At 36.3% G+C, this 23081-nt stretch carries 23 protein-coding genes; 8 read left to right on the top strand and 15 right to left on the bottom strand.

Going from position 1 to position 23081, the window contains the following annotated elements; genetic code table 11:
• Position 1 precedes the first annotated feature (1 nt).
• Genes FW781_RS01270 through FW781_RS01260 form a run of 3 tightly spaced genes read right to left on the bottom strand, consistent with a single transcriptional unit; the run spans position 2 to position 5217 of the window.
• Complete coding sequence (locus FW781_RS01270) at positions 2–1318, bottom strand: lysine N(6)-hydroxylase/L-ornithine N(5)-oxygenase family protein (protein WP_149385761.1); 1317 nt, start codon at positions 1316–1318, stop codon at positions 2–4.
• A complete protein-coding gene (locus FW781_RS01265; RefSeq protein WP_149385760.1) occupies positions 1311–3719 on the bottom strand; it encodes a GNAT family N-acetyltransferase in 2409 nt (802 codons plus the stop codon). Before FW781_RS01265 ends, FW781_RS01270 begins: the two co-directional genes overlap by 8 nt.
• Positions 3691–5217 carry a pyridoxal phosphate-dependent decarboxylase family protein gene (locus FW781_RS01260; protein ID WP_149385759.1) on the bottom strand — a complete coding sequence of 509 codons (1527 nt, stop codon included), beginning with the start codon at positions 5215–5217 and terminating at the stop codon, positions 3691–3693. The genes FW781_RS01265 and FW781_RS01260 overlap by 29 nt, the downstream gene beginning before the upstream one ends.
• 216 nt (positions 5218–5433) lie before the next feature.
• On the opposite strand from FW781_RS01260, the gene FW781_RS01255 reads away from it, so the two are divergent.
• The gene (locus tag FW781_RS01255; protein WP_149385758.1) at positions 5434–6531 is read left to right on the top strand and encodes a TauD/TfdA family dioxygenase; all 1098 of its coding nucleotides are present in this window, start codon (positions 5434–5436) and stop codon (positions 6529–6531) included.
• A 282-nt stretch (positions 6532–6813) separates the two neighbouring features.
• On the opposite strand, the gene FW781_RS01250 is transcribed toward FW781_RS01255, so the two are convergent.
• The 9 genes from FW781_RS01250 to FW781_RS01210 form a co-directional block, all read right to left on the bottom strand.
• Positions 6814–7626, bottom strand: coding sequence for an alpha/beta hydrolase (locus FW781_RS01250; protein ID WP_149385757.1), 813 nt, complete (start codon positions 7624–7626; stop codon positions 6814–6816).
• Between the two features lie 385 nt (positions 7627–8011).
• Positions 8012–8587 carry a Crp/Fnr family transcriptional regulator gene (locus FW781_RS01245; RefSeq protein WP_149385756.1) on the bottom strand — a complete coding sequence of 192 codons (576 nt, stop codon included), beginning with the start codon at positions 8585–8587 and terminating at the stop codon, positions 8012–8014.
• 56 nt (positions 8588–8643) lie between these two features.
• Positions 8644–9165: a GNAT family N-acetyltransferase gene (locus FW781_RS01240; protein WP_149385755.1), complete on the bottom strand. Its 522-nt coding sequence runs from the start codon at positions 9163–9165 to the stop codon at positions 8644–8646.
• A gap of 9 nt (positions 9166–9174) precedes the next feature.
• Positions 9175–10185: a S41 family peptidase gene (locus FW781_RS01235; protein WP_149385754.1), complete on the bottom strand. Its 1011-nt coding sequence runs from the start codon at positions 10183–10185 to the stop codon at positions 9175–9177.
• Positions 10186–10254: 69 nt separating this feature from the next.
• Positions 10255–11049, bottom strand: coding sequence for a helix-turn-helix domain-containing protein (locus FW781_RS01230; RefSeq protein ID WP_149385753.1), 795 nt, complete (start codon positions 11047–11049; stop codon positions 10255–10257).
• 72 nt (positions 11050–11121) lie between these two features.
• Positions 11122–11703, bottom strand: coding sequence for a 5'-methylthioadenosine/S-adenosylhomocysteine nucleosidase family protein (locus tag FW781_RS01225; protein ID WP_149385752.1), 582 nt, complete (start codon positions 11701–11703; stop codon positions 11122–11124).
• A gap of 101 nt (positions 11704–11804) precedes the next feature.
• Positions 11805–12506 carry a DsbA family oxidoreductase gene (locus FW781_RS01220; protein ID WP_149385751.1) on the bottom strand — a complete coding sequence of 234 codons (702 nt, stop codon included), beginning with the start codon at positions 12504–12506 and terminating at the stop codon, positions 11805–11807.
• Positions 12507–12580: 74 nt separating this feature from the next.
• Complete coding sequence (locus tag FW781_RS01215; protein ID WP_149385750.1) at positions 12581–13747, bottom strand: MFS transporter; 1167 nt, start codon at positions 13745–13747, stop codon at positions 12581–12583.
• Positions 13748–13755: 8 nt separating this feature from the next.
• A complete protein-coding gene (locus FW781_RS01210) occupies positions 13756–14685 on the bottom strand; it encodes an alpha/beta hydrolase (RefSeq protein ID WP_149385749.1) in 930 nt (309 codons plus the stop codon).
• 160 nt (positions 14686–14845) lie between these two features.
• On the opposite strand from FW781_RS01210, the gene FW781_RS01205 reads away from it, so the two are divergent.
• On the top strand, positions 14846–15223 hold the full coding sequence (locus FW781_RS01205; protein ID WP_149385748.1) for a winged helix-turn-helix transcriptional regulator: 378 nt from the start codon (positions 14846–14848) through the stop codon (positions 15221–15223).
• An 87-nt stretch (positions 15224–15310) separates the two neighbouring features.
• Here FW781_RS01205 and FW781_RS01200 read toward each other — a convergent pair whose 3' ends face one another.
• Positions 15311–16507, bottom strand: a complete 1197-nt coding sequence (locus FW781_RS01200; protein ID WP_149385747.1) for an MFS transporter — start codon at positions 16505–16507, stop codon at positions 15311–15313.
• 254 nt (positions 16508–16761) lie between these two features.
• On the opposite strand from FW781_RS01200, the gene FW781_RS01195 reads away from it, so the two are divergent.
• The gene (locus tag FW781_RS01195) at positions 16762–17493 is read left to right on the top strand and encodes an MBL fold metallo-hydrolase (protein ID WP_149385746.1); all 732 of its coding nucleotides are present in this window, start codon (positions 16762–16764) and stop codon (positions 17491–17493) included.
• A 15-nt stretch (positions 17494–17508) separates the two neighbouring features.
• On the opposite strand, the gene FW781_RS01190 is transcribed toward FW781_RS01195, so the two are convergent.
• The gene (locus FW781_RS01190) at positions 17509–17850 is read right to left on the bottom strand and encodes a helix-turn-helix transcriptional regulator (protein WP_149385745.1); all 342 of its coding nucleotides are present in this window, start codon (positions 17848–17850) and stop codon (positions 17509–17511) included.
• Between the two features lie 544 nt (positions 17851–18394).
• Between FW781_RS01190 and FW781_RS01185 the strand changes: the two genes are divergently transcribed.
• Positions 18395–18988, top strand: a complete 594-nt coding sequence (locus tag FW781_RS01185; RefSeq protein ID WP_149385744.1) for a Crp/Fnr family transcriptional regulator — start codon at positions 18395–18397, stop codon at positions 18986–18988.
• 79 nt (positions 18989–19067) lie between these two features.
• On the opposite strand, the gene FW781_RS01180 is transcribed toward FW781_RS01185, so the two are convergent.
• The gene (locus tag FW781_RS01180; protein ID WP_149385743.1) at positions 19068–19694 is read right to left on the bottom strand and encodes a chloramphenicol acetyltransferase; all 627 of its coding nucleotides are present in this window, start codon (positions 19692–19694) and stop codon (positions 19068–19070) included.
• Between the two features lie 224 nt (positions 19695–19918).
• Between FW781_RS01180 and FW781_RS01175 the strand changes: the two genes are divergently transcribed.
• The 4 genes from FW781_RS01175 to FW781_RS01160 all read left to right on the top strand — a co-directional run bounded on the left by FW781_RS01175 (position 19919) and on the right by FW781_RS01160 (position 23009).
• On the top strand, positions 19919–20764 hold the full coding sequence (locus tag FW781_RS01175; protein ID WP_149385742.1) for an NAD(P)-dependent oxidoreductase: 846 nt from the start codon (positions 19919–19921) through the stop codon (positions 20762–20764).
• 11 nt (positions 20765–20775) lie between these two features.
• The gene (locus FW781_RS01170) at positions 20776–21222 is read left to right on the top strand and encodes a PPC domain-containing DNA-binding protein (protein ID WP_149385741.1); all 447 of its coding nucleotides are present in this window, start codon (positions 20776–20778) and stop codon (positions 21220–21222) included.
• Between the two features lie 48 nt (positions 21223–21270).
• Positions 21271–21855 (top strand): Crp/Fnr family transcriptional regulator, encoded by a 585-nt coding sequence (locus FW781_RS01165; RefSeq protein ID WP_149385740.1) that lies wholly within the window; start codon positions 21271–21273, stop codon positions 21853–21855.
• 86 nt (positions 21856–21941) lie between these two features.
• Entirely contained in the window at positions 21942–23009 is a 1068-nt protein-coding gene (locus FW781_RS01160; protein WP_149385739.1) for an SDR family oxidoreductase, read from the top strand.
• The last annotated feature ends 72 nt before the right edge of the window (positions 23010–23081 follow it).

The following is a 23081-nucleotide window of genomic DNA, read 5'->3' as shown; positions in this document are numbered from 1 at the left end:
ATTAAATTTTGGCAGTTGGTAAATCAGCATATTTTTCCACATCAAAGTCCTGGAAAGCAATTTTCTTTTCAATTTTATAATGTTCTCTTCCCAGAATATCATTGATGATGTAGGAATTACGGTAAGCAGCCATTCCCAGATCGGTAGAAATATAGCTGTGTGTGTGGACTTCAGCGTGAAGCACATAGATTTCGCCTTCGTTATGATCTATTGAATAATTCCTGTTGACATCAAATAATCCGCTTGAATCTCTTTTAATTCTGGATTGGATATTCTTTAAGAATACAGGCTCATGATAACGGTATCCGGTTCCAAGAATCAGATAATCAGCTTCCTGATCATAAGGCACTTCCTGTTCCAGTTGTGTAAATTCAAGATTGATGAAATCCGGGCTGCTGTTGTCTACTCTATTCAACTGGCTGTTTGGAATAATTTTAAGATTAGGATCAGCATTGTCGATATTCAGATCGTAAATAAAATCATAGATATCATTGATCAGATCGTAATTGATTCCTTTAAACTGAGCTTGCTGTTTGCTCAAAATAGTTTTTCTTGCAGATTCACTTCTGTTATAAAAATATTCAACATAATCGGGAGACGTAAGCTCCAATGTTAATTTAGAATATTCCATAGGGAAAAACCTGTCCGGACGGGAATACCAGCCCAACTGTGTTTTTTCATTTCTGCTCTGAAGAAGGTCATAAAATACCTCTGCAGCACTCTGACCAGACCCGATAATGGCAATTTTCTTTCCTTGAGATAAAAGTTCCTCTTTTCTATACAGATAAGAACTTGTATGAATGATTCGTGAATCATCTTTCGGAATAAAAGAAGGAATATGAGGCTGTGTTCCTGTTCCCAAAATCAATCTTTCCGTTTTGAAAACAGCTGTTTCTTTTGTTTTTGTGTGAACTGTTTCCACGCGGTATAAACCTTCTTCATAAGTAATATCAACTACTTGTGTTGAAAAACGACACTGTGGAAGCTGTTCAATTACCCATTGGCAGTAACGGTTGTATTCTTTTCTTGGGATAAAGAAACTTTCACGGATAAAGAATTTGTACAATCTTCCGGTTTCCTTTAAATAATTCAAAAGACTCAAGGGATTGGTTGGATCTGCCATGGATACGCAGTCACATAGAAATGGAGTCTGCAGGGTTACATGGTCAATCATCAGTCCCGGGTGCCAGTCGAAACCATCTCTCTGGTCCAGGAAAAGCGTCTTCAGTTCCGAAATCGGATTGGATAATGCGGCAAGTCCCAGATTAAAAGGGCCTATACCTATGCCTATTACATTGTATACGGCTTCGTTAGTCATTTTTTGTGATGTTTGTGGTGATTTGTACCTCTTTATTTTGTGGGAATTTTTCCCAGTACCATTCTCTGTAACAGAAGTTCAGATTGGCTTTTTTATGAGGCATTTCAATTACTTTTTCTACTTTGAAGCCTACGTGGGCTTTATTCATCATAGAAGCAAGTGAGTCTACAGACCCTTCCCCTACCATTTTACCTACCTGTGGCTGTGCAAAAACATAGTCAACCATAGATTGTGTAGATGGAGATACAAATTTCTTCTTAGGGTCAGTAGGTGCAATAAACTGGTGTGTTCCATAATCTGTAGGCAATACATCATAATAATCACCTACGATATCTCTACTTGCCCAATACACCTCTATATTACAGGAAGGCTCATCATTACCTGCAATGATATAACTGTGGGCTTCATCACTTGGAAGCATCAGCCTGTAGTAAGTTTCCAATTCATCAATAGGCCAGTTCATCTGCCATATTTTTACGGCATGTTCACGATTGAACCATTCATGAAGCATTTCAAGGTCATTTTCAAGATCTATGGGACGCATACTTATGGTGACATCTTCTTTCTGGAAATACCTTTTAAAGAAAACTTCCTTTCCTTGTGGATGAATCAGCTGATCTGAGAAGAAATGTTTGTGAAGAAGGTTCGGAACTTTAGCATAAGAAATAGACGCAGCATTCACGCCGCCGTCTACATCAGACACAGCCGACTGAAGGTTTGATTTTACTGCCCAATATCTTTGATTTAACGCATAATCTGTCAACGATGATGGTTCAGATTCATGTAAGCTTTCAAATTCTCTGTACAGAATATGAATCAGTTTTCTTTCTGTAGCCAATCCTGTTTTACCTATTGAAGAGATCAGTGCACTCAGGTTACTTACCAGAAGATGATGAGAAACAATATCAAGAAGGCGTTCATCCCTGATGAAAAGATCTTCAACTTCAGGATAATCTTTAATCAGGTTTTGATATTTTTCTTTGAAACTTTCTTTAATCAGATAACCTTGCCCGTCTCTTACATAGATAGATTGTGGTAAAAGCTGATGATCAAGCTTAACAAGCAAATTCTGCTGATGTACTTCCGGTGCCATCCCTAATTGATTGTACAATCTGTTTAAAGGTGAAAGCAGGAGATTCACATATTTTTCAAACCAGATAATAGCTGCTTTTTCGGCATCTATACCCAGCTGATTGGCTACATTTTTAAAGAAATGTGCTGTAAAATTGAAACCATCTGTAGATTCATCCTGGCAAAGTCTTGCCAGTAAAATGACTTTATCTTCATTTGAAAAAGGATTTTCACGAAGCAGAATATTCAGACTATCCATATTTTTTCCTTCGTAATGAACGCTTAAAGTGGATGGTTCCAATAATAATTTAAAATCCGGAAAGTTTACTTCAAATGAAGCTTTTTCATGCTGCCACCAAATTGCTGAAGCATATCCTCTGTTGAGATCTTTTAAACTGTTTGTTCTTACAGAACCTGTCATCAAAACATGCAAAGAGAACTTTAGCATCCAGCTGAAATCAGGGTTATACACTGTTCTTATAGATGATGTAGCATAAAAATCTTCTCCCAATGGTCCGATATGAATAATTTTTCCGGATCCAAGCATTTCAGGATATTCTTCTGTTGACAAAAGATACTGTGCTTCCCATGGATGACATGGAACAATATAGAAATCATTTGTGTTTTCAAAATCGTAGCTCTCCGGAATAGAAGTCCACTTTTCAAATATTTCTTTTGCTGAAATACCCGGAAGCGACTTTTCTGTAATGCAGTCTTTGTGAATCAGGAAATAATCCAGCTGGAATCCTTTACCGAATTCGGGACCGTATAAAAACTGTTCTTCCTCAGAAAATCCCATTCTTGATTTGGTGAAAGGATGCAGATTGTGTCCTGCCGGAAGCAACTGTTCAGATTCCAGAAAAGAATAGGTTAAAAGCTGATCGTCCTGAAGACATGCTTCAGTTGTCAGTTCCAGATTTCTCAGGCTGCTCTGAATTCTTTCTGCAAATTGTTGAAATCCTGTTTCACTGATGGTTTCAGAAAATTCTTTATAAACCAGTTCAGTCAGTTTTTCATCATTAACCTCAAAAATCTCTTGATTTTGGTGGTCTACAGCCCATAAAACAGGTTCGTATTCATGAAAAAGAGTTTCCGAACGATAAGAAACCGGAGCGAACAGGAACAACCCGCTTTTCTTCATTTCAAACCTCATATACAGCGGATAATTACTGTTCTGGAGAGCTTTTGCGGTAAGAAGATCATATTTTGGAACTCCAAGATAGAATTTTCCGTTTCCCAGTTCTCTCAGCATTCCGTTCAGCATAATTCTGAAGGTAATTTCCCTGGCTTTTTCTGCTGTTTTATTTTTCTGAATTAAAGTCTTCTCCATGTCTTTTGATTGTGGTAAGAATTTGATGAATATCTTCAGTGGTGGTAATCGGGTTCAGGAAGGTAAATTTCAAATAGAAATTTCCATCAACCTTTGTGCTGGCTACAAGGATTTCTCCGCTATAGAACAATTTCATCTTGATGTATTGATTTAAAGCATTCAGATCACTGATTTCCGGATTTACATATCTGAAAACAAGAACACTCAAGTCAGAATCTGAAAGAAGTTCAAAATCTGCATCTTCCGTAATCATTGCGGCAGCATCTTTGGTAAGATCAATAACAGTATCAGTATATTCTGCCAATTGCTCTCTTCCCATCATTCTTATGGTAAACCAAAGTTTTAAAGCATCAAATCTTCGGGTGCTCTGTGTAATGGATTTATTGATCTGTGCCGGAATTTCTTCTTCATCCATTTCTTTCGGATTCAGATAATCGGCGTGATGTTTAAGAATCAGGAGTTCTTTTTTGTTTTTAACAATGAAAGCACTGCTGCTGATAGGCTGGAAGAATGATTTATGGTAATCAATCGTTACAGAGTCTGCTCTTTCAATACCATTGATCAGATCACGGTATTTGTCACTCAGTAATAAAGCACATCCATAAGCTGCGTCCACATGCATCCAGATGTTATAATGCTCTGCAATATTGGCGATATCTTCCAATGGATCAATGTTTCCAAAGTCTGTAGTTCCTGCTGTGGCAACAATACCAATAGGAATATTTCCTAACTGTTCTTCTCTTTTAATGTATTTTTTCAGAAGAGAAATATCCATACGGAATCTTTCATCGGTAGGAACTTTGATTATACTTTTCTCACCCAATCCCATAATGGAAGCATTTTTAAGGTTGCTGAAGTGAGATTTATCTGAAACAAATATTCTGAAACGGCTTGCCTCTGCCGGCAGGCCATCCATTTTAATATTATGATTATATCTTTTCTGAGAAAAACAGTCACGCATCATGACCAATCCCATTAAATTGCTCTGTGAGCCCCCTGCTGTGAAAACACCATCGCTTTCATTGGTATTATATCCTATCTGACCCGCAGTCCAGTCGATCAGTTTTCTTTCCATAAAAGTTCCTCCTGCACTCTGATCATAAGTATCCTGTGAAGAATTGATAGCACTTACAAGAATTTCTCCTGCCAATGCCGGGATTACTACAGGACAGTTAAGGTGAGCTACATATTGAGGAAGATGGAAAGCTGTAGCGTGTTTTACATAGATTTCATCTACTTCCGCAAGAAGTTCATTATAATTGGTGAGTTTTTGATTAAGGTCGATCTGTTGTACCATTCCTTTCATTGTTTTGGCTTCTATACCACTGAAAGGTTTGTTGTTTCTGTAAAGAAATTCCTGAACCAGGTTTAAAGTACTATTGACTGCATTACGATAATGATCATAATTGTCTGGATGAAAAATATTCCCAAAATTCCCCGAAATGTGAGGTGAAGTAGTGCTTGCTTGCTCTTCTAGGGAAATTAAATTGTTGTTCATAAAAGTTTTGTAATGTGATTTTTTAAATCTGTGAGTTGTTGTGGTTTTTTTGATATACGATTATATATATCTGATAGTCAGGTTTTTAATTTTTACATTTTTTTTAGATTTTATTTGGTGATTGAGTAATTATTCATAAATTTGACTCGGTTATTGTTATTTAGAATAATTAAAAACAAATATAAAAATTATTAGTTAACACCAAATTTTTTTTTAATGAATTCTACAGAAATTTTAGATAAAGACTGTTCAACAGTGGTAAAACTGCTTCCTACGGTCATAGAGGTCACCTCACAGGAGAGAAGAATGATAAAAGATGCGGCATTACATCTTCAGAAAAAGTATGACACTTATGAAAACCGTGATTTTATTAAGCATGTACATCAGCTGGCGTCTTATTTCTTACCGGAGAGAATTTTAAATATAGCGGCTGATTTTGCAAGTGACTTTTCAAAAAATCAGTATGGTGCCCTGATCTTTACCGGATTAATGGATATAGATCAGGAGAATATAGGTTCTACGCCTTCCAATTGGCAGTCGGCAGATTATTCAAAATTTAATTTATATGGTTTTGCGTGTGCGCTTATTCATGGGGCACTTCCATCAAAGCCTGTACAATATTATTCACAGCGTAAAGGAGGCGGATTGATCCATGCCATCATTCCTGACGAAAAAATGAAAGAAACACAGACAGGATCGGGATCTTCAACAGATTTGTATGTACATACCGAAGATGCCTTCCTGAAACATCAGGCTGATTATTTAAGCTTTATGTATGTAAGGAATGAAGAGCAGGTTCCTTCTACTCTTTACTCGATCCGCTCTCATGAGTCTATTGGTGAAAATTACAGACCTCTTTTTGAACGTATTTACAAAATTCCAAAGGATGCCAATCTGGAAACAGGAGATACTGAGGAAGAAACATTAGACTCTGTATTATATGGGAATTTAAGTCTTCCTTTTATGAGGTTTGATGCTGCAGAACAGCTTTTCAATTCCAGCATAAGACAATCTGAGGAAGCTCAAAGTACGCTGCATGAATTCTGGGAGGAAGCCAGACATTTGATTTATTCAGGATTTACTCCTCAGGCAGGAGATGTTATTCTGGTTAATAATCATTTATGTGCTCACGGAAGATCTGCTTTCCGGGCAGGAGTAAGAAATATTGACGGAATAGAACATCCGTGCGAGAGAAGAATCATGCTTCGTATGATGAGTAAAGTGAGCCTTATTGATATGAGAGCTCACACCCTTACGGAAGACCCGTTCTTTGTGATAGAGGAACATTTGGGTAAAAACTTTCAACATTTTTAATAGAATGCTTGGTTAGCATTTTTGAACATTCAATCAATCGAAATCCTTTTTGGGCATAGCTCAAAAAGGATTTTTGTTTGTCTTATATTTTCAAAATTACTTGATTTTCTATAAGTTTTGGCTAAAGCCAATATTACATTAACAATAAAAAGCAAGCGGGCTAAAGCCCGCTTCTATTGATAGAAAAACTAATCAATATTCAAAAGGAACGGGCTTTAGCCCGTTTTAACAAATAAAAATATAAATCCTTTGGCTTTAGCCAAAACTTAAAAGCTTATAATTTTACTGTTTAAAAAACCTGTCAAATAAAGATAATTGTTCAGACAATGATCTGCTCCAGTATTCAGGAACGTGTCCACCTAAAGATTCTGTGTAAAGATGCTGGATTTTCATTTCAGTCAGCTTTTTATGAAAATTCCGGTTCATATTGATCATCTGGGTATCTTCCGTTCCGCAATCGAAAATATATTGCTGTTCTGCTCCGGCCATCAGTTTTATTTTGCTGTCAGTAAGGAAATTGGGATTAATAGATTCCAGTGGTCCAAGAACTTTATTCACCATATATTTTTGGTATCCTTCTCCAAACGAATTGAAATCTAACGCTCCACATGAACTTCCTACGATACCAAATGTCTTATTATACGTAACTCCGATATTAGTTGCTCCGTAGCCTCCCATACTCCATCCCATAATTCCCCGGAATTTTTTATCAGCTTTCACCGGATAATTTTTATCAATAAATTCCACCAACTCTTTTCCAATAAAAGTCTGATATTGTGACTCTTTTACAATAGGACTATCTACGTACCACGAACCGTAATTGCCATCCGGAAGCACATAGATTATTTTGTATTCCTGAGCTTTTTTAACCAAATCGGGAATATCCTGCTTAATGATTCTGTCCGGATTACCGCTGAAACCATGAAGAATATAGACAGACGGATACTTCATATTAGGCTGAAGATTGGGTGTAATGATAACCGTTTTGATCTTCTTATTCATTTTCGGACTGAAAATTTCCTGATGAATAATTTTTTGTGCTGATAATGGGATAAATGCAGCCAGCACAAATACAATGTTGATGAGCTTCTTCATGTTTTAAAAATGTTTAATTAATGATAATCACAGGTTCCTTTATTGTAAAACATATAGTGTACCAATGATCTTGTGATAAAGCAAAATTGCACCAGAAAAAGAACAAAATCCTCAACATATGTTGAAGCTTTTATTAATTTTATCCTCAGTCCAGATCTGGAAATTTAATTTTTAATGATGTCAGGAAGCTGTAAGAGCGAAGTTATTGAAGTTCAAAAACAGAATTCCAAGAGGGTTTATTATTTTTATAAAAGATTGTTTAACCTTTACAAATCACTTTCATGGTTAAGAAATTAATGTAAAAGATCATACAAATTCAGACCAGAAAATGTGAATTTCCTTAAACCCAACTCAGGTTAATTTATTTTACTCATATTTAGGAATATCAGCTGAGTTCCTTCTTTATCCGGCTAAGCTGTGTAGGTGTAATCCCAAGATAAGAAGCAATATGATGCTGTTTTAATCTGTTGTAAAGAGATCTATTTTCAAGCAATTGCAGATATCTCTTTTTTGCTGTTTCGTATTTCAGGGACACCTCCAAAGGTTCTTTTTTCACTACCCAGTTTTTTTCAAGATAATACAGATGAAAAAGAGCCAGGTCATGGTGTTTTTCAAGCAATTCACGGTAGGCTTTTGCAGGATACTGTATTACAGAGCAGTCTTCCAGTGCAATAATATTGAAATCGCTGGGTTCATTTTTAATAATGGCGGCTGTAGAAGCTGCAAAGCTGTTTTCTTCAAAGAAGATTTTATAAATATTATTTCCCTGTTCATCTACTGTATAATACCCTATCAGTCCGGATTTGATGAAATAATAATATCTCGCCATGGAACCGGATTCCAGCAGAAGATCATTTTTGTGATAGTATTCTTCTGTACAGATATCCAGTAAATCTTGAATTGTTTCTTTGGACAAAGTATAATACTGATTGAGCTGTTTTACAAATTCTGAATTGTTCATTTTGAATATTTTACACAATTATCTGTAAAAATTTGTGGTATCTGTGGTAAATATTTTTAATCCAAAATTTTCTTCATCATCAGATCGGTCTGCTCTTCTTCTCCAAGTCTGAAAATGTGCTTGTCAAACTCAACGAATCCGTTTTTTCTGTAAAAATTCAAAGCTCTGAGGTTTTCTTCCCACACTCCAAGCCATATATAAGATTTATTCAGATGCCGTGCCGTTTCCAAAGCCTGGTTATAAAGAAGCTGTCCTACTTTTTTCCCGTGATGGCTCTTCTTTACATAGATTCTTTCAATTTCCAGGCCGGCTTCGTCCTGAAGCTCTGTCTGTGCTTTTCCGGAATTGACTTTCAGGTAACCTATCGGATTGTCTTCTTCCCAGGCAATATAGAAAAAGGAGTCAGGATTATTCAACTCTGATTTTATCTTTTCAGTATTAAAGCTTTCCTCCAGATATTTCCTCATAGCCTCTTCAGTATTATCTTCTGCAAACGTTTCTGTGAAGGTTTGTATACCAATATTTTGGAGTATCTCGAGGTCTTTTTCACCGGATGTATTGATGATTATTGATGACATAACAGCTATTTATTGTTCTAATTTATAAATAAGATTTTTTATTTCGGGTATGGTTAATTCTGTTTTTGCTTCTGTTGTTACCATATTCTTTAAAATTTTAATGTGAGCAGCCTTTAAAGCATCTTCACTTTTCACTTCCTGATTGGGAGTTACGCCTATATGCTCCCAGTTTTTCTGGCTTATTAGAGGTGTTATTTTTCCTGCCGGAACAAGCAGTAAATATTGATCTTGGATAATAAAATGATCTACAGGGTTGGCCGCTCCTCCGGTTTTTTCACCTATCACTTCAGCAAGTTTATACTGCTGTAAAAAGTAAGCTACTGCTTCTCCAGCTGAAAAAGTCTTTTTACTGGTAAGAATATAGATCTTTTTGTGAAGATATTTCTGTCCGGAAACTACAGGCTGGGTGCTGTTTAAAACCGTTTTGTTATCATGCCGGAAATAGGTAGTATAAAGATCTGTTTTTTGATCAAAAAAGTAACTGCAGAAGAGAAGAACCATCCCGTTTTCTCCCCCTCCGTTTTCCCGGAGATCGATAATAAGAGAATGGGTATTTGCTACAAAATTCATGGCAGCAGCTAATGTATTTTCACTGGCTTCGGGAGAGGCAAAACCTTTAAAATTGATGTAGCCGATATTGCCCGGTAGCCGTTGAACCGTTTCAAACCCAAAGTTCTCAAGACTGTTATGTTCGTTATTCAATTTCTCTTTTTCTTTTTCACTTATCTGTTTTTCGGGAGTATAGTTTTCAAGATATTTAACAAAGAAATGTTCGTCTTCAATAGTGGTTCTCAGTTTTTGAGTGAGAAAGGCAGCAAAATCCTTCTTACTGAGTTGATTAAAAGTTCCCTTTTTCAATTCGTTCTGAAATAAAGAGTTTACTTTTTTATAAGTTTCTTTATCAATATAATAGTCTTTTACTTTTTCTGTGATATCAGCAAGGATTATTGATGTATCATTTTTCTGGGCATAAGAAAATAAGGAAGTAAAAAAGAAAAGCCCGACATATAATTTTTTCATTGAAATAAGGATTTAATATTTCAACAAATGTATTTCAATGAGATTTGTATGAATTGTAAAAATGGAAACTCAGATAAATAACCAGACATTATTTTTCTCAGTATCTACATTCTCAAAGAATTTCCCGGGACTTATTTGGGTGAGTTCTTTAAAATCTTTAATGAGATGAGACTGATCATAAAATAGATTTTCGTAGGAAAGTTCTGTAAGATTTCTGGATTTTTTATTGGAAATCAAAACCTTGCGAAACCGTTGTATTTTTCTGAATTCTGAAGCTGGTTTGGCCAGATACCGCTGAGCTATCTTGTTGACATATTGTCTCGTAATTTTATTTTTTGCAGCAATTTCTTCAATACTCAACTCTGTTTCAAAATCATTTAATATGGTATAGGCCAGATGCAAGTCTCTCTTCCGGAATTGGGAAAGGCAATAATTTTCCAGGATTTCAATTTGTATTTTCCTGTCAGGCTCTTTTAAAATAGAATTCATAATTCCTATAAAATCTGAAAGAAGGATTTCCTGTTCCAGATCTTTGCTTTTATCAGCATTAAAAAAATGATAAATACCTAATGGTTTAAAATAAACGGTAACTTCATTAACCGATTGCCGATAAAAAATTTCAGTAGGAACAGAACATCTGAATACAAAATCTACCACGATATTCTCAGATGAAGATCTGGCAATTTCTACCCATCCTTTGTCCTGAATAACAGTTACATCCTGACATGCTGATACAATAAAGTAGTTATCTGGAAATGTAAGATATTTAACAGGTTCCTGATCATCATCTTTTTCTATAAAATAATATCCTTGAATATAGTCTTTCAAAACAGAATGTACCGGCTCATAAAAAGTAACTTTCATAGTAGGGATGGGTTGGAAGTAAAAATACAAATAGAAAACAAAATCCTGAAACTTTGTTCAGGATGATATTATTTATGAAAACAGTATTTTTTTAAAGGCTTCAGAAGCCAGATGTACCTGTACACTCCAATCATCTGCTGCATCACTTCCTGCATCGTCAGAGATGTATTTCAGGCATAGAAACGGGATTTTTTCCTGTTGTGCAATCAATGCTAGCGGATAGGCTTCCATGTCTACAATATTATAATCGGTTTCAGAGTGGTTCATTTCAAAACTGTCACCGCTGCCGCAGATTCCTTCTTGCAAGGCATCCATTTTAAGACCGTATTCCAGCACAGGCGGCACTCCGGATAATGGAGTTTCATAAAGTTTAAATCCCAACCCTCTTACATCCATATCTCTCTGGATAAATTTTGTACAGCATACTACTTCTCCTTTGTGAAATCCTTTACTTCCAGCAGAACCTAAATTCACGATCAGTTTAGGTTTTCTTGTATGAATTTCTTTAGTTAATTCGATTGCTGCATTTACTTTCCCGATGCCGGTAATTAATTTGTTTTTATCGTCAAAAACTCTTCCTGCTTCAGAATCTAATGCAAAAACAAAAAGGGTATCATCAATTGAATAATGAGTTTCGTTGTTAATTTTTATCATTGAGAAATCAGATTTATACAGCTATTGGTACTGTAATACAAAGATACAAGACTCTATTAAATTAAACCCCCAAAATAAAACTATTTTGGGGGTTAATATTTTTAAATACTGCATCCGTCGCCATCACAGGAAGCTCCGTTTTTACCGGAGAGATCCTTAAACGGGCTTATCGTTTCTTTATAAGTCTGCTGAAGCGCATTTTCAAATACTTCTGCCGGCTGAGCACCGGAAACGGCATATTTACCATTCAGAACAAAGAAGGGAACTCCGGAAATACCATTGTTTCTTGCCTCCTGAATATCCTGATTCACTTCATAATCCAATTGATCCGTTGTAACAGCCTGTCTTGCTTCTTCCTTATCAATTCCTAAATTTTCAGCAAGAGCCACTAAAACATCTGTATCGCCTACATTTTTCCCGTCAATAAAGTGAGCGATAAATAAGGCTTCTTCCATTTCATTGGACTTGTTGTGCTTTTTAGCCAAATGAAGTAGTTTATGAGCACTGAACGTATTGGTGATCAGAGCTTTTTCAAAATTAAAATCAATTCCGGCTCCTTTTCCCATTTGAGTTACCTGCCCAATCATTTGCGTAGCCTGAGCTTCAGGGAAACCTTTTTTTTCTCTGAAATATTGAAGGGTATCCTGAGTTTCTTTAGGATCTAAGCTTGGATCCAGCTGAAAACTCTTCCACTCCACCTCTACTTCATCTTTAAAAGGCAGCTTATTCAAAGCCTGCTCAAAATTATTCTTTCCGATATAGCAAAACGGACACATCACGTCCGACCAGATTTCTATTTTCATTGTATTTAATTTTAAATCAAATTAATAGTACAAAGATAGTATATTTTATTTAATGTAACAAAAATTATTACAATTCAATTCTGACAGGTGGAAAGTACCTGATTACGCTTCTCCGATATCACTTTTAAGATCATCATCAGAAATGCAAGAATCCCGAAAACAAGACCTATCCACGGAATATACTCTACCCCCTTTGTAACAATCACCCACCCACCGATTGTAGTTCCCACCGTCACACCCAAATTTCCAAATGAGGTAGCAAGACTGTTGGCAAACTCAAGTGATTCCGGTGCTGAAGAGATCATATAAGTGGATGCATTCAGAAAACTTGGAGAATACAAAAATCCCCACACTCCAATTACCAGAATAGTTGCCCATAAATTTCCATCAGAAAAATATAAAAGTACAGGTACGACAATAGTTCCCGAAAGAAAGATAGCGGTAGTACCAGCCACATTTTTATTAAGCATTTTTCCGGCTACTCCATTGGCAGCAACTCCGATAAGCCCAAACAGAAGCAGCATATAGCTTACCATTGAAGTATCCATTCCTTTTGCTTTGTTCAGATAATCTGCAAAATAGCTGTAGGTAGAAAACCATGCAGTAATCATGAAAAAATTAGTCAGCGTACTCAGAATAAATGGAGGCTGTTTCAATATTCTGATCTGATTTCCGTAGGATTTTTTCTCTTTCACAGGCATTGGAGGAAGAAGGAAGTAAATGACCGCTAAAGCAACCAGACTTACTGCAGTCTGTATCATAAATGAATACTCCCAGGACCAAAGTCCCGCAATCCATGTTGCAAAAGGAACTGTGGTTACCATGGCAATGGCAACTCCATTAAATACAATTCCCATCAGCTCATTTTTTTTCCGGTCATCTGCCTGGGAAACTGCCACAGATAATGCTGTCGCAATATACACAGGTTGCAGAAATGCCGGTAAAATCCTAACCAGCATCAGCAGCCAGAAAGGAGGCGAAAAAGAAGACACAAATCCAGTAATCAGAAACAGGGATATGGCTGCAAGCATTATTTTTTTACGATCAAAACCTGATGTAAGTAAGGTCATAAAAGGTCCTGTAAGAGCGATAATTAATGCAAAAGCGCTCAACAAATACCCTGCTTTGTCTATACTGATTTTATAATGTTCTGCCACTTGCGGGAGAATTCCGATGACTCCAAATTCAGTTGTAATAACCGCTATAAAACCCAGACATCCAATGTATGCGTATTTTTTCATGATCGTTTTTACTCGTCAAATTTTAAATTTTGATGGGCAAAAGCAGCCATTTCATCTACTGCTGACTGTACTTGCTCCAACAGTTCTCCCATGTGCATAAAACCGTGAACCATATCTTTGTAAAGATTAGTTGTAATTTCAATCCCTGCATTTTTCATATTTTCAGAAAGCTGTTTTCCATCGTCCAGTAAAGGGTCATGCTCTGCAAGGATTACTAAAGTAGGTGGAGTTTTTTTAAAATCTTTTATTAAGACAGGAATCGCCAGAGGATTATCTTTTTCTTCGTTGGGAAGGTACCAGTCCCATGCTTCTATACCTCCCTGTTTATTAAGAACAGGTCCGTTTTCATAAGTTTCCCATGATTTTGAATTGAGTTGATTATCGGCAGCAGGATAAATTAATATCTGAAATTTCAGATGTTTTCCCATTTGGGTAGAAACAGCGGCAGCCAATGCTCCGCCGGCGCTATCTCCTATAATTCCTATTTTATCAGGATCTATTCCTAAAGATTCTGCATTGGCTATTACCCATTTTATACCATTAAGAGAATCGTTTAAACCTGCCGGAAAAGGATGTTCCGGAGCAAGACGGTAATCTATAAAAATAATCACAGATCCGGTTTTATTAGCCAGTTTACGGACTACCGCATCATGGGTTTCATATCCTCCTGCTATAAACCAGCCTCCATGAATATAAATAATAGCCGGTGAATTCTGAACATCTTTTCCCTTAGGACGATAAACCCGAATGGGAATCTGATGGTTTTCCTGTTGAACATCCAATTCTTCAATCATTGTAACGGGTTCTTTTTTACCACTAAGCTGAATAGACATTGCTTCAAGATATTTTCGGGCTCCGTCTAATGAATTCTGTGGGTTAAAGGGTTGTATTTTTTCTAAGTGATTTAAAATCTGTGTTATATTGGGGGTTAATTGCATTTTTATTTTAATTTAAGTTACTATTGTTTTCACAGGGAACGTAAGCGCTATTGTTCCTTACTGCTGCATATTTTCTGCTTTCTGTGTACAAAATTAAATTTCAAACCTTACATTTGCACTGTATACAGCTAAATGTATGGTACTAACAAATTTGTAAGTAATGGGAAAGCTAAAAGAAAATTCAACAAATAATATCAACAGACAATATATACAAGGATGTGATCTGAGCTATGCTGTATGTAAAATCGGAGGCCGATGGAAACTGATTATTTTAAACAAACTAAAAGACGGAAAATTACGTTTCAGCGAACTTAGAAATTCTATTTCAGGAATAACGGAAAGAATGCTTACCCTGCAGCTGAGAGAGTTGGAAAAAGAAAGCTTAGTAAAAAGGACCGTGTATGCAGAAGTTCCTCCAAGAGTTGATTATGAACTTACAGATATTGCCCGGGAGCTGATCCCTATCTGGAAACAGCTTGATGAATGGGGAGGAAAGCACAGGGAAATGATGCAGGCACAGGAAGCCATTGAAGAGTAAGAAATTCTGCAGATTTTGAAAATAAAAGAATCGGGATTTTATCTTTGATAAAATCCCGATTCTTAAACGTCTCAGAAATATAAACAATTACATTTCAGTGTTTGCTCTATTTACCCTTTTTGAAAACAAAATATGAGCGATCAAAGCCAATACCCCAAATACCGTTCCTACAAAACATACACCGCTCCATTGAGCCTTTTGCCATGCAACGGATGCCAGCCAGGTTCCGAGTGAGCCCCCGATGAAATAAGAGACCATATATACTGTATTCAGCCTGTTTACAGCATTAGATTTGATCAGAAAATAATTGGTCTGGTTCATAATATGGCTGGACTGCACTCCAAGATCCACAAGAATTACTCCTACAATCAATCCCCAATAGGTTTCTCCGGCAAAATAAGTAAAGCCCCAGCTTCCTATAACGATCAATAAAGAATATAATATAATTCGGTTAATATCCAGATACTTTTGCAATTTTCCCACTTTGGCAGCCGCTAAAGCTCCTACAGCACCTGCTAATCCAAAACTTCCCACAACGGATGATCCGGCATTAAAAGGCGGTTTCTCCATATGAAAAACTAAGGTTGTAAACAAAGCACACATAGAACCAAATGCCATGGCTCCACGGAAAGAAGCCAGCTGAAGAACAGGCTGTGTTTTGGCAAGATGAGCAACAGAACGCATCAGCTCTTTGTAGGTACCTTTAAAATTAGGAGACATTTCAGGAAGCATTTTATAGACAGCCAGCCAAACCAGTATCATCAGTCCTGCAGCAATACCAAACATTGCTCTCCAACCCCATACTTCTCCTACAATTCCCCCTATAAAACGGGAAAGAAGAATTCCCAGCAATAATCCTGACATTACCAGCCCGATATTGGAGGATTTTTCTTTATCTGATGAAAGTTCTGCAGCAATAGGAACAAACAGTTGCGGGATAACCGATGTAGCCCCAATCAGTAAACTGGCAGCATACAACATCCACAACTGGGTGGCAAAAGTCATCCATAAAAGGGATCCAAAAACAAGAAACAAGTCTATTAAAATCAATTTCTTACGGAAAAACTTATCCCCCAACGGAACAATCAGCAACAGTCCCAATGCATAGCCCATCTGAGTAAGTACAGAAATTTTACTTGCTGCGCTCTCAGAAACCTGTAACTCTTCTGAAATAAGTGCCAGTAAAGGCTGGTTATAATAATTGTTGGCGACTACCAGTCCGGAAATAACGGCCATAAGCCAGATAACAGTCCGGGAAATACCTTGGGAAGAACTCTCCTGCATTACGTATAAAGTTTTTATTAGAATTGAAGGTGTCTGACGGCAGATCATTATGCATCAGCCAGAATTTTCAGAGATCAAAGATAATCATTAAAAAAAGAAATTATTCGTCCCATCGCTTTACATTTCTATGAATTATATAGGATTCTGCGGTAAGTAGAATGATTTCAACACGCTGTCTGTATGATTGTTTTTATGGATGATATATATCGATGGAAAACCTTTTGAATGTTAGAAATATTAAGGAAATTTGCAGCATGAAAATCATTCCACTTAAAGAAGGCAATTTCTCAGCAAGCAAAACCAAAGACTTCACTCTTTTAACAGAAGAAAATTTTGATAAGGTGGGTGGGATCAAAATGTCTGTACAGCCTTTTCTTATTATCACTGAAAATGATTATATTCTTTTGGATGCCGGAATTGGCTGGAAAAATGAGTCAGGAGCAACTGTTATTTCAGAAATTCTGGAAAGAGAAAATATTCATCCTGATCAAATTACAAAGCTATTGCTATCCCATCTTCACAAAGATCATATTGAAGGTGCAGTAACTGCTACTGATAATGGTTTTGAAGCCACTTTTCCGAATGCTCAGATTTATATTCAGAAACGGGAACTGGATTTTGCGATGGAAAAAAAAGGTAATCCTTCTTTTGATTTCAATATGCTGGAACAGTTGATTCAGCTGCCCAATATTACATGGATGGATGGAGATCAAGGGCAGATAACAGATGAAATTTCATATGAAGTAGTGGGCGGACATACCCCTTTTATGCAGGTTTTCTGGATCAGGGAAAATGGGGAAACGGTTTTTTATGGGGCTGATGATCTTCCACAGGCTAATTATTTAAAATACCATGTAGCCTATAAAAGTGATTTCGATGGCAGAAAAGCAATGGAATTGCGCCTTAAATGGGAAAAAGAGGCAAGAGAAAACCGTTGGAAAATTCTTCTCTATCACGATCTGAATAAAGCGGTAATAGAAATTTAAATATTAAAAAATGGTTTAAATTTCATTAAACCATTTATAAATATCAAATTCAGAAGGAATGTTGAGTTTTTTTCTGATCCTGTTTTTTCTGTTTTGTATCGCTTTGGGGGTTACAAAAATACAGGTTGCAATTTCCTTAGTGGTCATATTGAGCTTTAGGTAGATACAAAAGATCAGTTCAGAATTTTTAAGGGCAGGCTGTATAACAGATAACTTTTTAAAAAAATCAGGATGAACCAGTCTGAATTTATTCAGCAAACGAGGAGAATTTGCCTTGGCTAAGGCCATAATTTCGTCTTGTACAAGAATTTTCTGGTTCAAATCCTCTAAGTTGGATTCAGGTTTTCTATTTTTCATAATACTTTCTCATCTCTAAGCATTTCAGATACCACATCTTTTGTGAATCTGTACAAAGTCTTTATTTTCTCTGTTCAATCTGTGTTTTGCTAATTTAATATCGGGAACAAAATAATTTTTATGTATTCAAAATTTTATTGGCTTTTATAATTATAATGCAACAATTCATAATGTATAGCTTGTATTTATCCAATGATTGTGTTAAAAAAATCACACCTATGAATTTTATTCCATTTTTATACTGGCAAAGAAAGAAAAAATGATTAAAATTTTATAAAAACCGCGTACCACATAGATACCACGTTATATTTTAAGCAAAAATTTCTTAACTGCTTTTATCAGCCTGTTTCCCTCTATCTGTGCATTAATTTTTGGTAGGATGTAAATGTAACGGGTTATTGCCTTTACTTTTTATGATCTCAGTCAATGTTTTTCGGGCTAAACACATATAAAAAATGAAAATATGTGGTATATGAATGGTACCCTATAATAAGAGAAATCAATAAAATCTGCGTTCCTTTATTTTATAAATAAAATCATAACTATGATCATTGAAAGTTTATTAATTTCTTTTGGAGCGGAAACAAGAACTTATCATACAGGCGAGATAATCTTCCGAGAAGAAGAACTCCCATCCCATTATTATCAGATTGAAAAAGGAAAAATTAAACTCAATAATTATACACAAGACGGAAAAGAATTTATTCAGAATATATTTTCAGACGGTGACAGCTTTGGTGAATCACTGTTGTTTGTAGACCGGCCTTATCCCATGAATGCTGTAGCGATAGAAGATTCAGTTATTTACAAAATGCCGAAGCAACATTTTTTGGACTTGATCAAAAGCAATCCTGAAATTTCACTTAATATTTACGAATGTCTCGCTGAAAGAATGTATTATAAATACGTCATGTTATATAATCTTTCTTTTCAAAATCCTGTTTCTAAACTGAAGCTGCTGATGGATTACCTGAAAAGTTATCATGAGGATAAAACGCCTTATTCTTTCCAGATTCCTCTTACCCGCCAACAACTGGCTTCGCTTACCGGATTATGTGTAGAAACGGTTATCCGGACCATAAAGCAGATGGAGAAAGACCAAATTGTGAAAATAGAAAAACGGAAGATTTATTACTAAAAAACAAAAGCCGGATAAGTCCGGCTTTAATTAATGTTAAAACAATATATATATCATTTTCTTCAAACTCTATGATCTTCTACTGATCAAGCTGTCTTTGAAATTCTTCCATGTATTTGGCAAGGTGAAGGCCATCAGCCAGTCCATGGTGGGCTTCAATAGAAACCGGAAGATATTTTCTGCCTTCGCGGATATTGAATCTTCCAAAAGCAATTTTAGGAACCGATTCTGCGGTATTAAAATCTGTAGGATGCAATATAGCACTGAAGGAATTCCATGGAATGGTCGTATGTCTTACGTGATCTTTTCCCAGTCTTTCATTGCTTAATCTTAATCCTGAAGTCTGATGCACTCCTTTTATTTCCTCCTGCAGCGCTTCATTGAAGGTTTCAAAATCTTCTGAGAAAGGAGTAAATGAAAATCCGAAAGTACCATCCGGTCTTCCGATCGTACTACCGGCATGCACAGTATCAAACTGTATCACCTGTCCATCAATAATTCTGAGTTTTAGTTCATCAACAGTATTAATTGCGGCCATAGACTTGTGAAAATAATAGGCAAAAAAAGAATATCCTTTTTCTTTAGCAGTATCATATGCTTTTGTACAGTCTACCTCCGTTGTAAATCCAAAATAAGGGCTTGCCATTTTAGAAAAAAATTCAAAATGCTCTTTTCTGTTCCAGTTCTCTATATCTACGATCTTCATTAATTCTTATTTGCTGCAAATTTCTGAAAGTTTATCCGGTTTTAAAAGCTTATAGATAAAAATATAATTAAAAATTAATTTTGATAAGTCGCTGTTTGGTTGATATTTTGATGAAAAATAAACGTATTTTACAATATCACTAATGTGCTTTCAAGTAACTCCTTTTCATTCAGGAGACTGACAAGATAAAAACTTAATTAATAACACTGTATAAAGAAAAAACAATGGAAAAAATCGGATTTATCGGATTGGGAAATATGGGCCATCCTATGGCAAAGAATATTGAAAAAGCAGGATTTCCACTTTCGGTTTACAATAGAACTTCTGAAAAAGCCCGGGATTTTGAAGGGAAGTCTTCAGTCTATACCCAAATTAAAGACCTGGTACAAAACAGCGATATCATATTCACAATGCTGACCAACGACAATGCTGTAAAAGCAGTGTATGAAGAAATTCTTCCTTCAGATATTCAGGGAAAACTCTTTATAGATATGAGTACTATTTCCCCGGAAGCCTCAAAAGAAACCGCAGCCGCCCTGAAAATAAAAGAAGCTTCCTTTATTGATGCTCCCGTAGCTGGCAGTACCCAGCCCGCAAAGGAAGGTACATTAATTATTATGGCTGGAGGTGAAGAAAAAGACCTCCAACGTGCCATGCCTTATCTTTTGAAAATGGGGAAATCTGTAAAACATCTGGGTGAAAACGGAAAAGGAATTGCAGGAAAACTATCTGTCAATTATTTTCTATCCACAATTTATCAGGGACTGGCAGAAACTGTTTTACTGGCCGGAAAATTAGGAATTGAAAGATCAGATATGCTTGAAATCATTAATGAAAGTGCCAGTGGAAGCGGTGCTACTAAGGTAAAAACACCCTTATTAATAGCAGACCAATATGCTCCGGCATTTGCTCTTGAACTGATGCTGAAAGATATTCTACTTGCTAAAAATGCAGGTGCTGATTATCCTTTATCCAAAGCTTTAATTCAAACCTATCAAAATGCACACGAGAAAGGCTTTGGTCAGGATGATGTTATCGGAATCATCAATTATTTAAAAACAATAGGATAAATAAGGAGATTATGAATTACAAAGGAAACCATTGGTCTGCAAGAAAGGTAGATCAGATTTATATTATAAGTCTTGACAATCATTCCAATATTGCAGAAACTTTAACGGATTTTATTCAAAGCCAAAATATCCAGGCAGGAGAAGTGACTGGTATAGGAGCTGTGAGTGAAGCCACTCTCCGATTCTTTAATCCGGCAACCAAAAAATACGTGGATAAGACTTTTAAAGAACAGATGGAAGTCACCAATATTTCAGGAAATGTCTCTGAAATAGAAGGAAAACCGACTCTACACCTTCATATTACGTTGGGAAGAGAAGATTATACAGCTTTGGCCGGACATCTTTTAGAAGCAAAAATCCAGGGAGCCGCAGAATTTATTATATATCCGTTGGATACCAGAGTCGTAAAAATTAAATATGAAGAAATAGGAATCAATCTCTATGATTTTGAAAAATAGAGCTTTGATTGCTACTGAAAATAGTATTTTTGATAAAATATTTATTTGATGTTTGAGGTCCTGCTTTCCCATATCGAGAATAAGGTTGATATCACCAATGAACAGAAAAATCAGGTTCAGTCTTTCTTTACCTTTAAAAAACTTCGTCGAAAACAATATCTTCTTCAGGAAGGAGATATCTGCAGATCGCTGTCTTTTGTAAGTAAAGGTCTGTTAAAATCTTATTTTTCTGATGAAAAAGGAAATGAACATATCAATATATTTGCCTTTGAAGGCTGGTGGATCTCAGACTTCAACAGTTTCATCAATCAGGAAAAATCTGTACTGAATATTGATGCTATTGAAGAAACAGAAGTATTGATGATCACTTTGGAAAACTATGAAAAAATGTTGTTGGAAATCCCTGTAATGGATCGGTATTTCAGGATTTTATACCAAAATAGTCTTGTTACAAAAGATTACAGACTTATTGTTTCCAACGGTTATACTGCTGAAGAAAAGTATCTTCAACTGATACAAAAGAACCCGGAAATGATAAAACGAGTGCCTCACAATCTTATTGCTTCCTATCTTGGTCTTGCACCTGAAACCGTAAGCAGAATCCGTAAAAAAAATTCTTTAAACAACACTTGATCCAGATCAACCCTAATACATGATCCAAATCAAGGATTAAAGACTGATATCAGCCATAATTTTGTACAAGAAATTTTACAATACTTATGGAAAATATTGCATTGGTAGTAGGCGCTACCGGAATTACGGGAAGTAACCTAGCTGAGGAACTTATCGCTCAAGGCTGGACAACATATGGACTGTCCAGGAATCCAACCTCCAATATCCAGGGCCTTCGTCCTATTAAGGCAGACCTGATGAATGAGCAAAATCTTGCTGAAGCTCTGGAAGGGATCTCTCCTACTCATATTTATTTTACTACATGGATGCGTAATGATACTGAAGAGGAAAATATCCGTGTCAATGGTATGCTTGTGAGAAATCTGTTAACGGTTTTATCTCCTAAAAAATCAGTGAAGCATGTCGCTCTGGTTACGGGCCTTAAACATTACCTGGGACCATTTGAAGCTTATGCCAAAGAGGGTATTTTACCTGAAACTCCTGTCAGAGAAGAACACCCAAGACTTCCGCTTCCCAACTTTTATTATGCACAGGAGGATGAAGTGTACAAAGCTTCCGAAAGAGAGGGCTTCACATGGAGCATTCACAGGCCACACACGGTTGTTGGATACGCAGTGGGAAACCTGATGAATATTGGAACCACATTGGCTGTGTATGCCAGTATCTGTAAGGAAACAGGACGAAAATTTATCTGGCCGGGATCTGAAGCACAATGGAATGGCGTTTCGGATGTAACAGACGCACGAGTCCTGGCTAAACAATTAGTTTGGGCATCCACCACAGAGTCAGCCAGGAATCAGGCATTCAATATTGCCAATGGAGATGTTTTCCGCTGGAAATGGCTATGGAAAAGACTGGCAGATTGGTTTGGTATAGAAGCTGAAGGTTTTGACAGTACGATAAAACCGCTTGAAAAAGAGCTGGAAAACGACCATCAGGTCTGGACAGCCATTGCAGAAAAATATAATCTTAAAGAAAAAAATCTTGATCGTCTGTCTTCAGCATGGCATACCGATCTGGATCTGGGAAGACCGCTGGAAGTGATGTGTGATATGTCAAAAAGCAGAAAACTGGGTTTCACAGCTTATGTAAGCACAGAAGATTCTTTCACAGATGTTTTTAAAAGATTAAGAGCTGAAAATATGATTCCTTAATCGAAATTGTCGGAAACGCAAAGACGCAGGAAAACCACAAGCTATATTAATCTTATTGCAACTCAGAGGTAT

The organism is Chryseobacterium panacisoli (assembly GCF_008274625.1).
In the GTDB taxonomy this organism is placed as follows: Bacteria; Bacteroidota; Bacteroidia; order Flavobacteriales; family Weeksellaceae; genus Chryseobacterium; species Chryseobacterium panacisoli.
The sequence above is the reverse complement of the archived record's forward strand: the minus strand, read 5'-3'. Positions and strand labels throughout refer to the sequence as shown.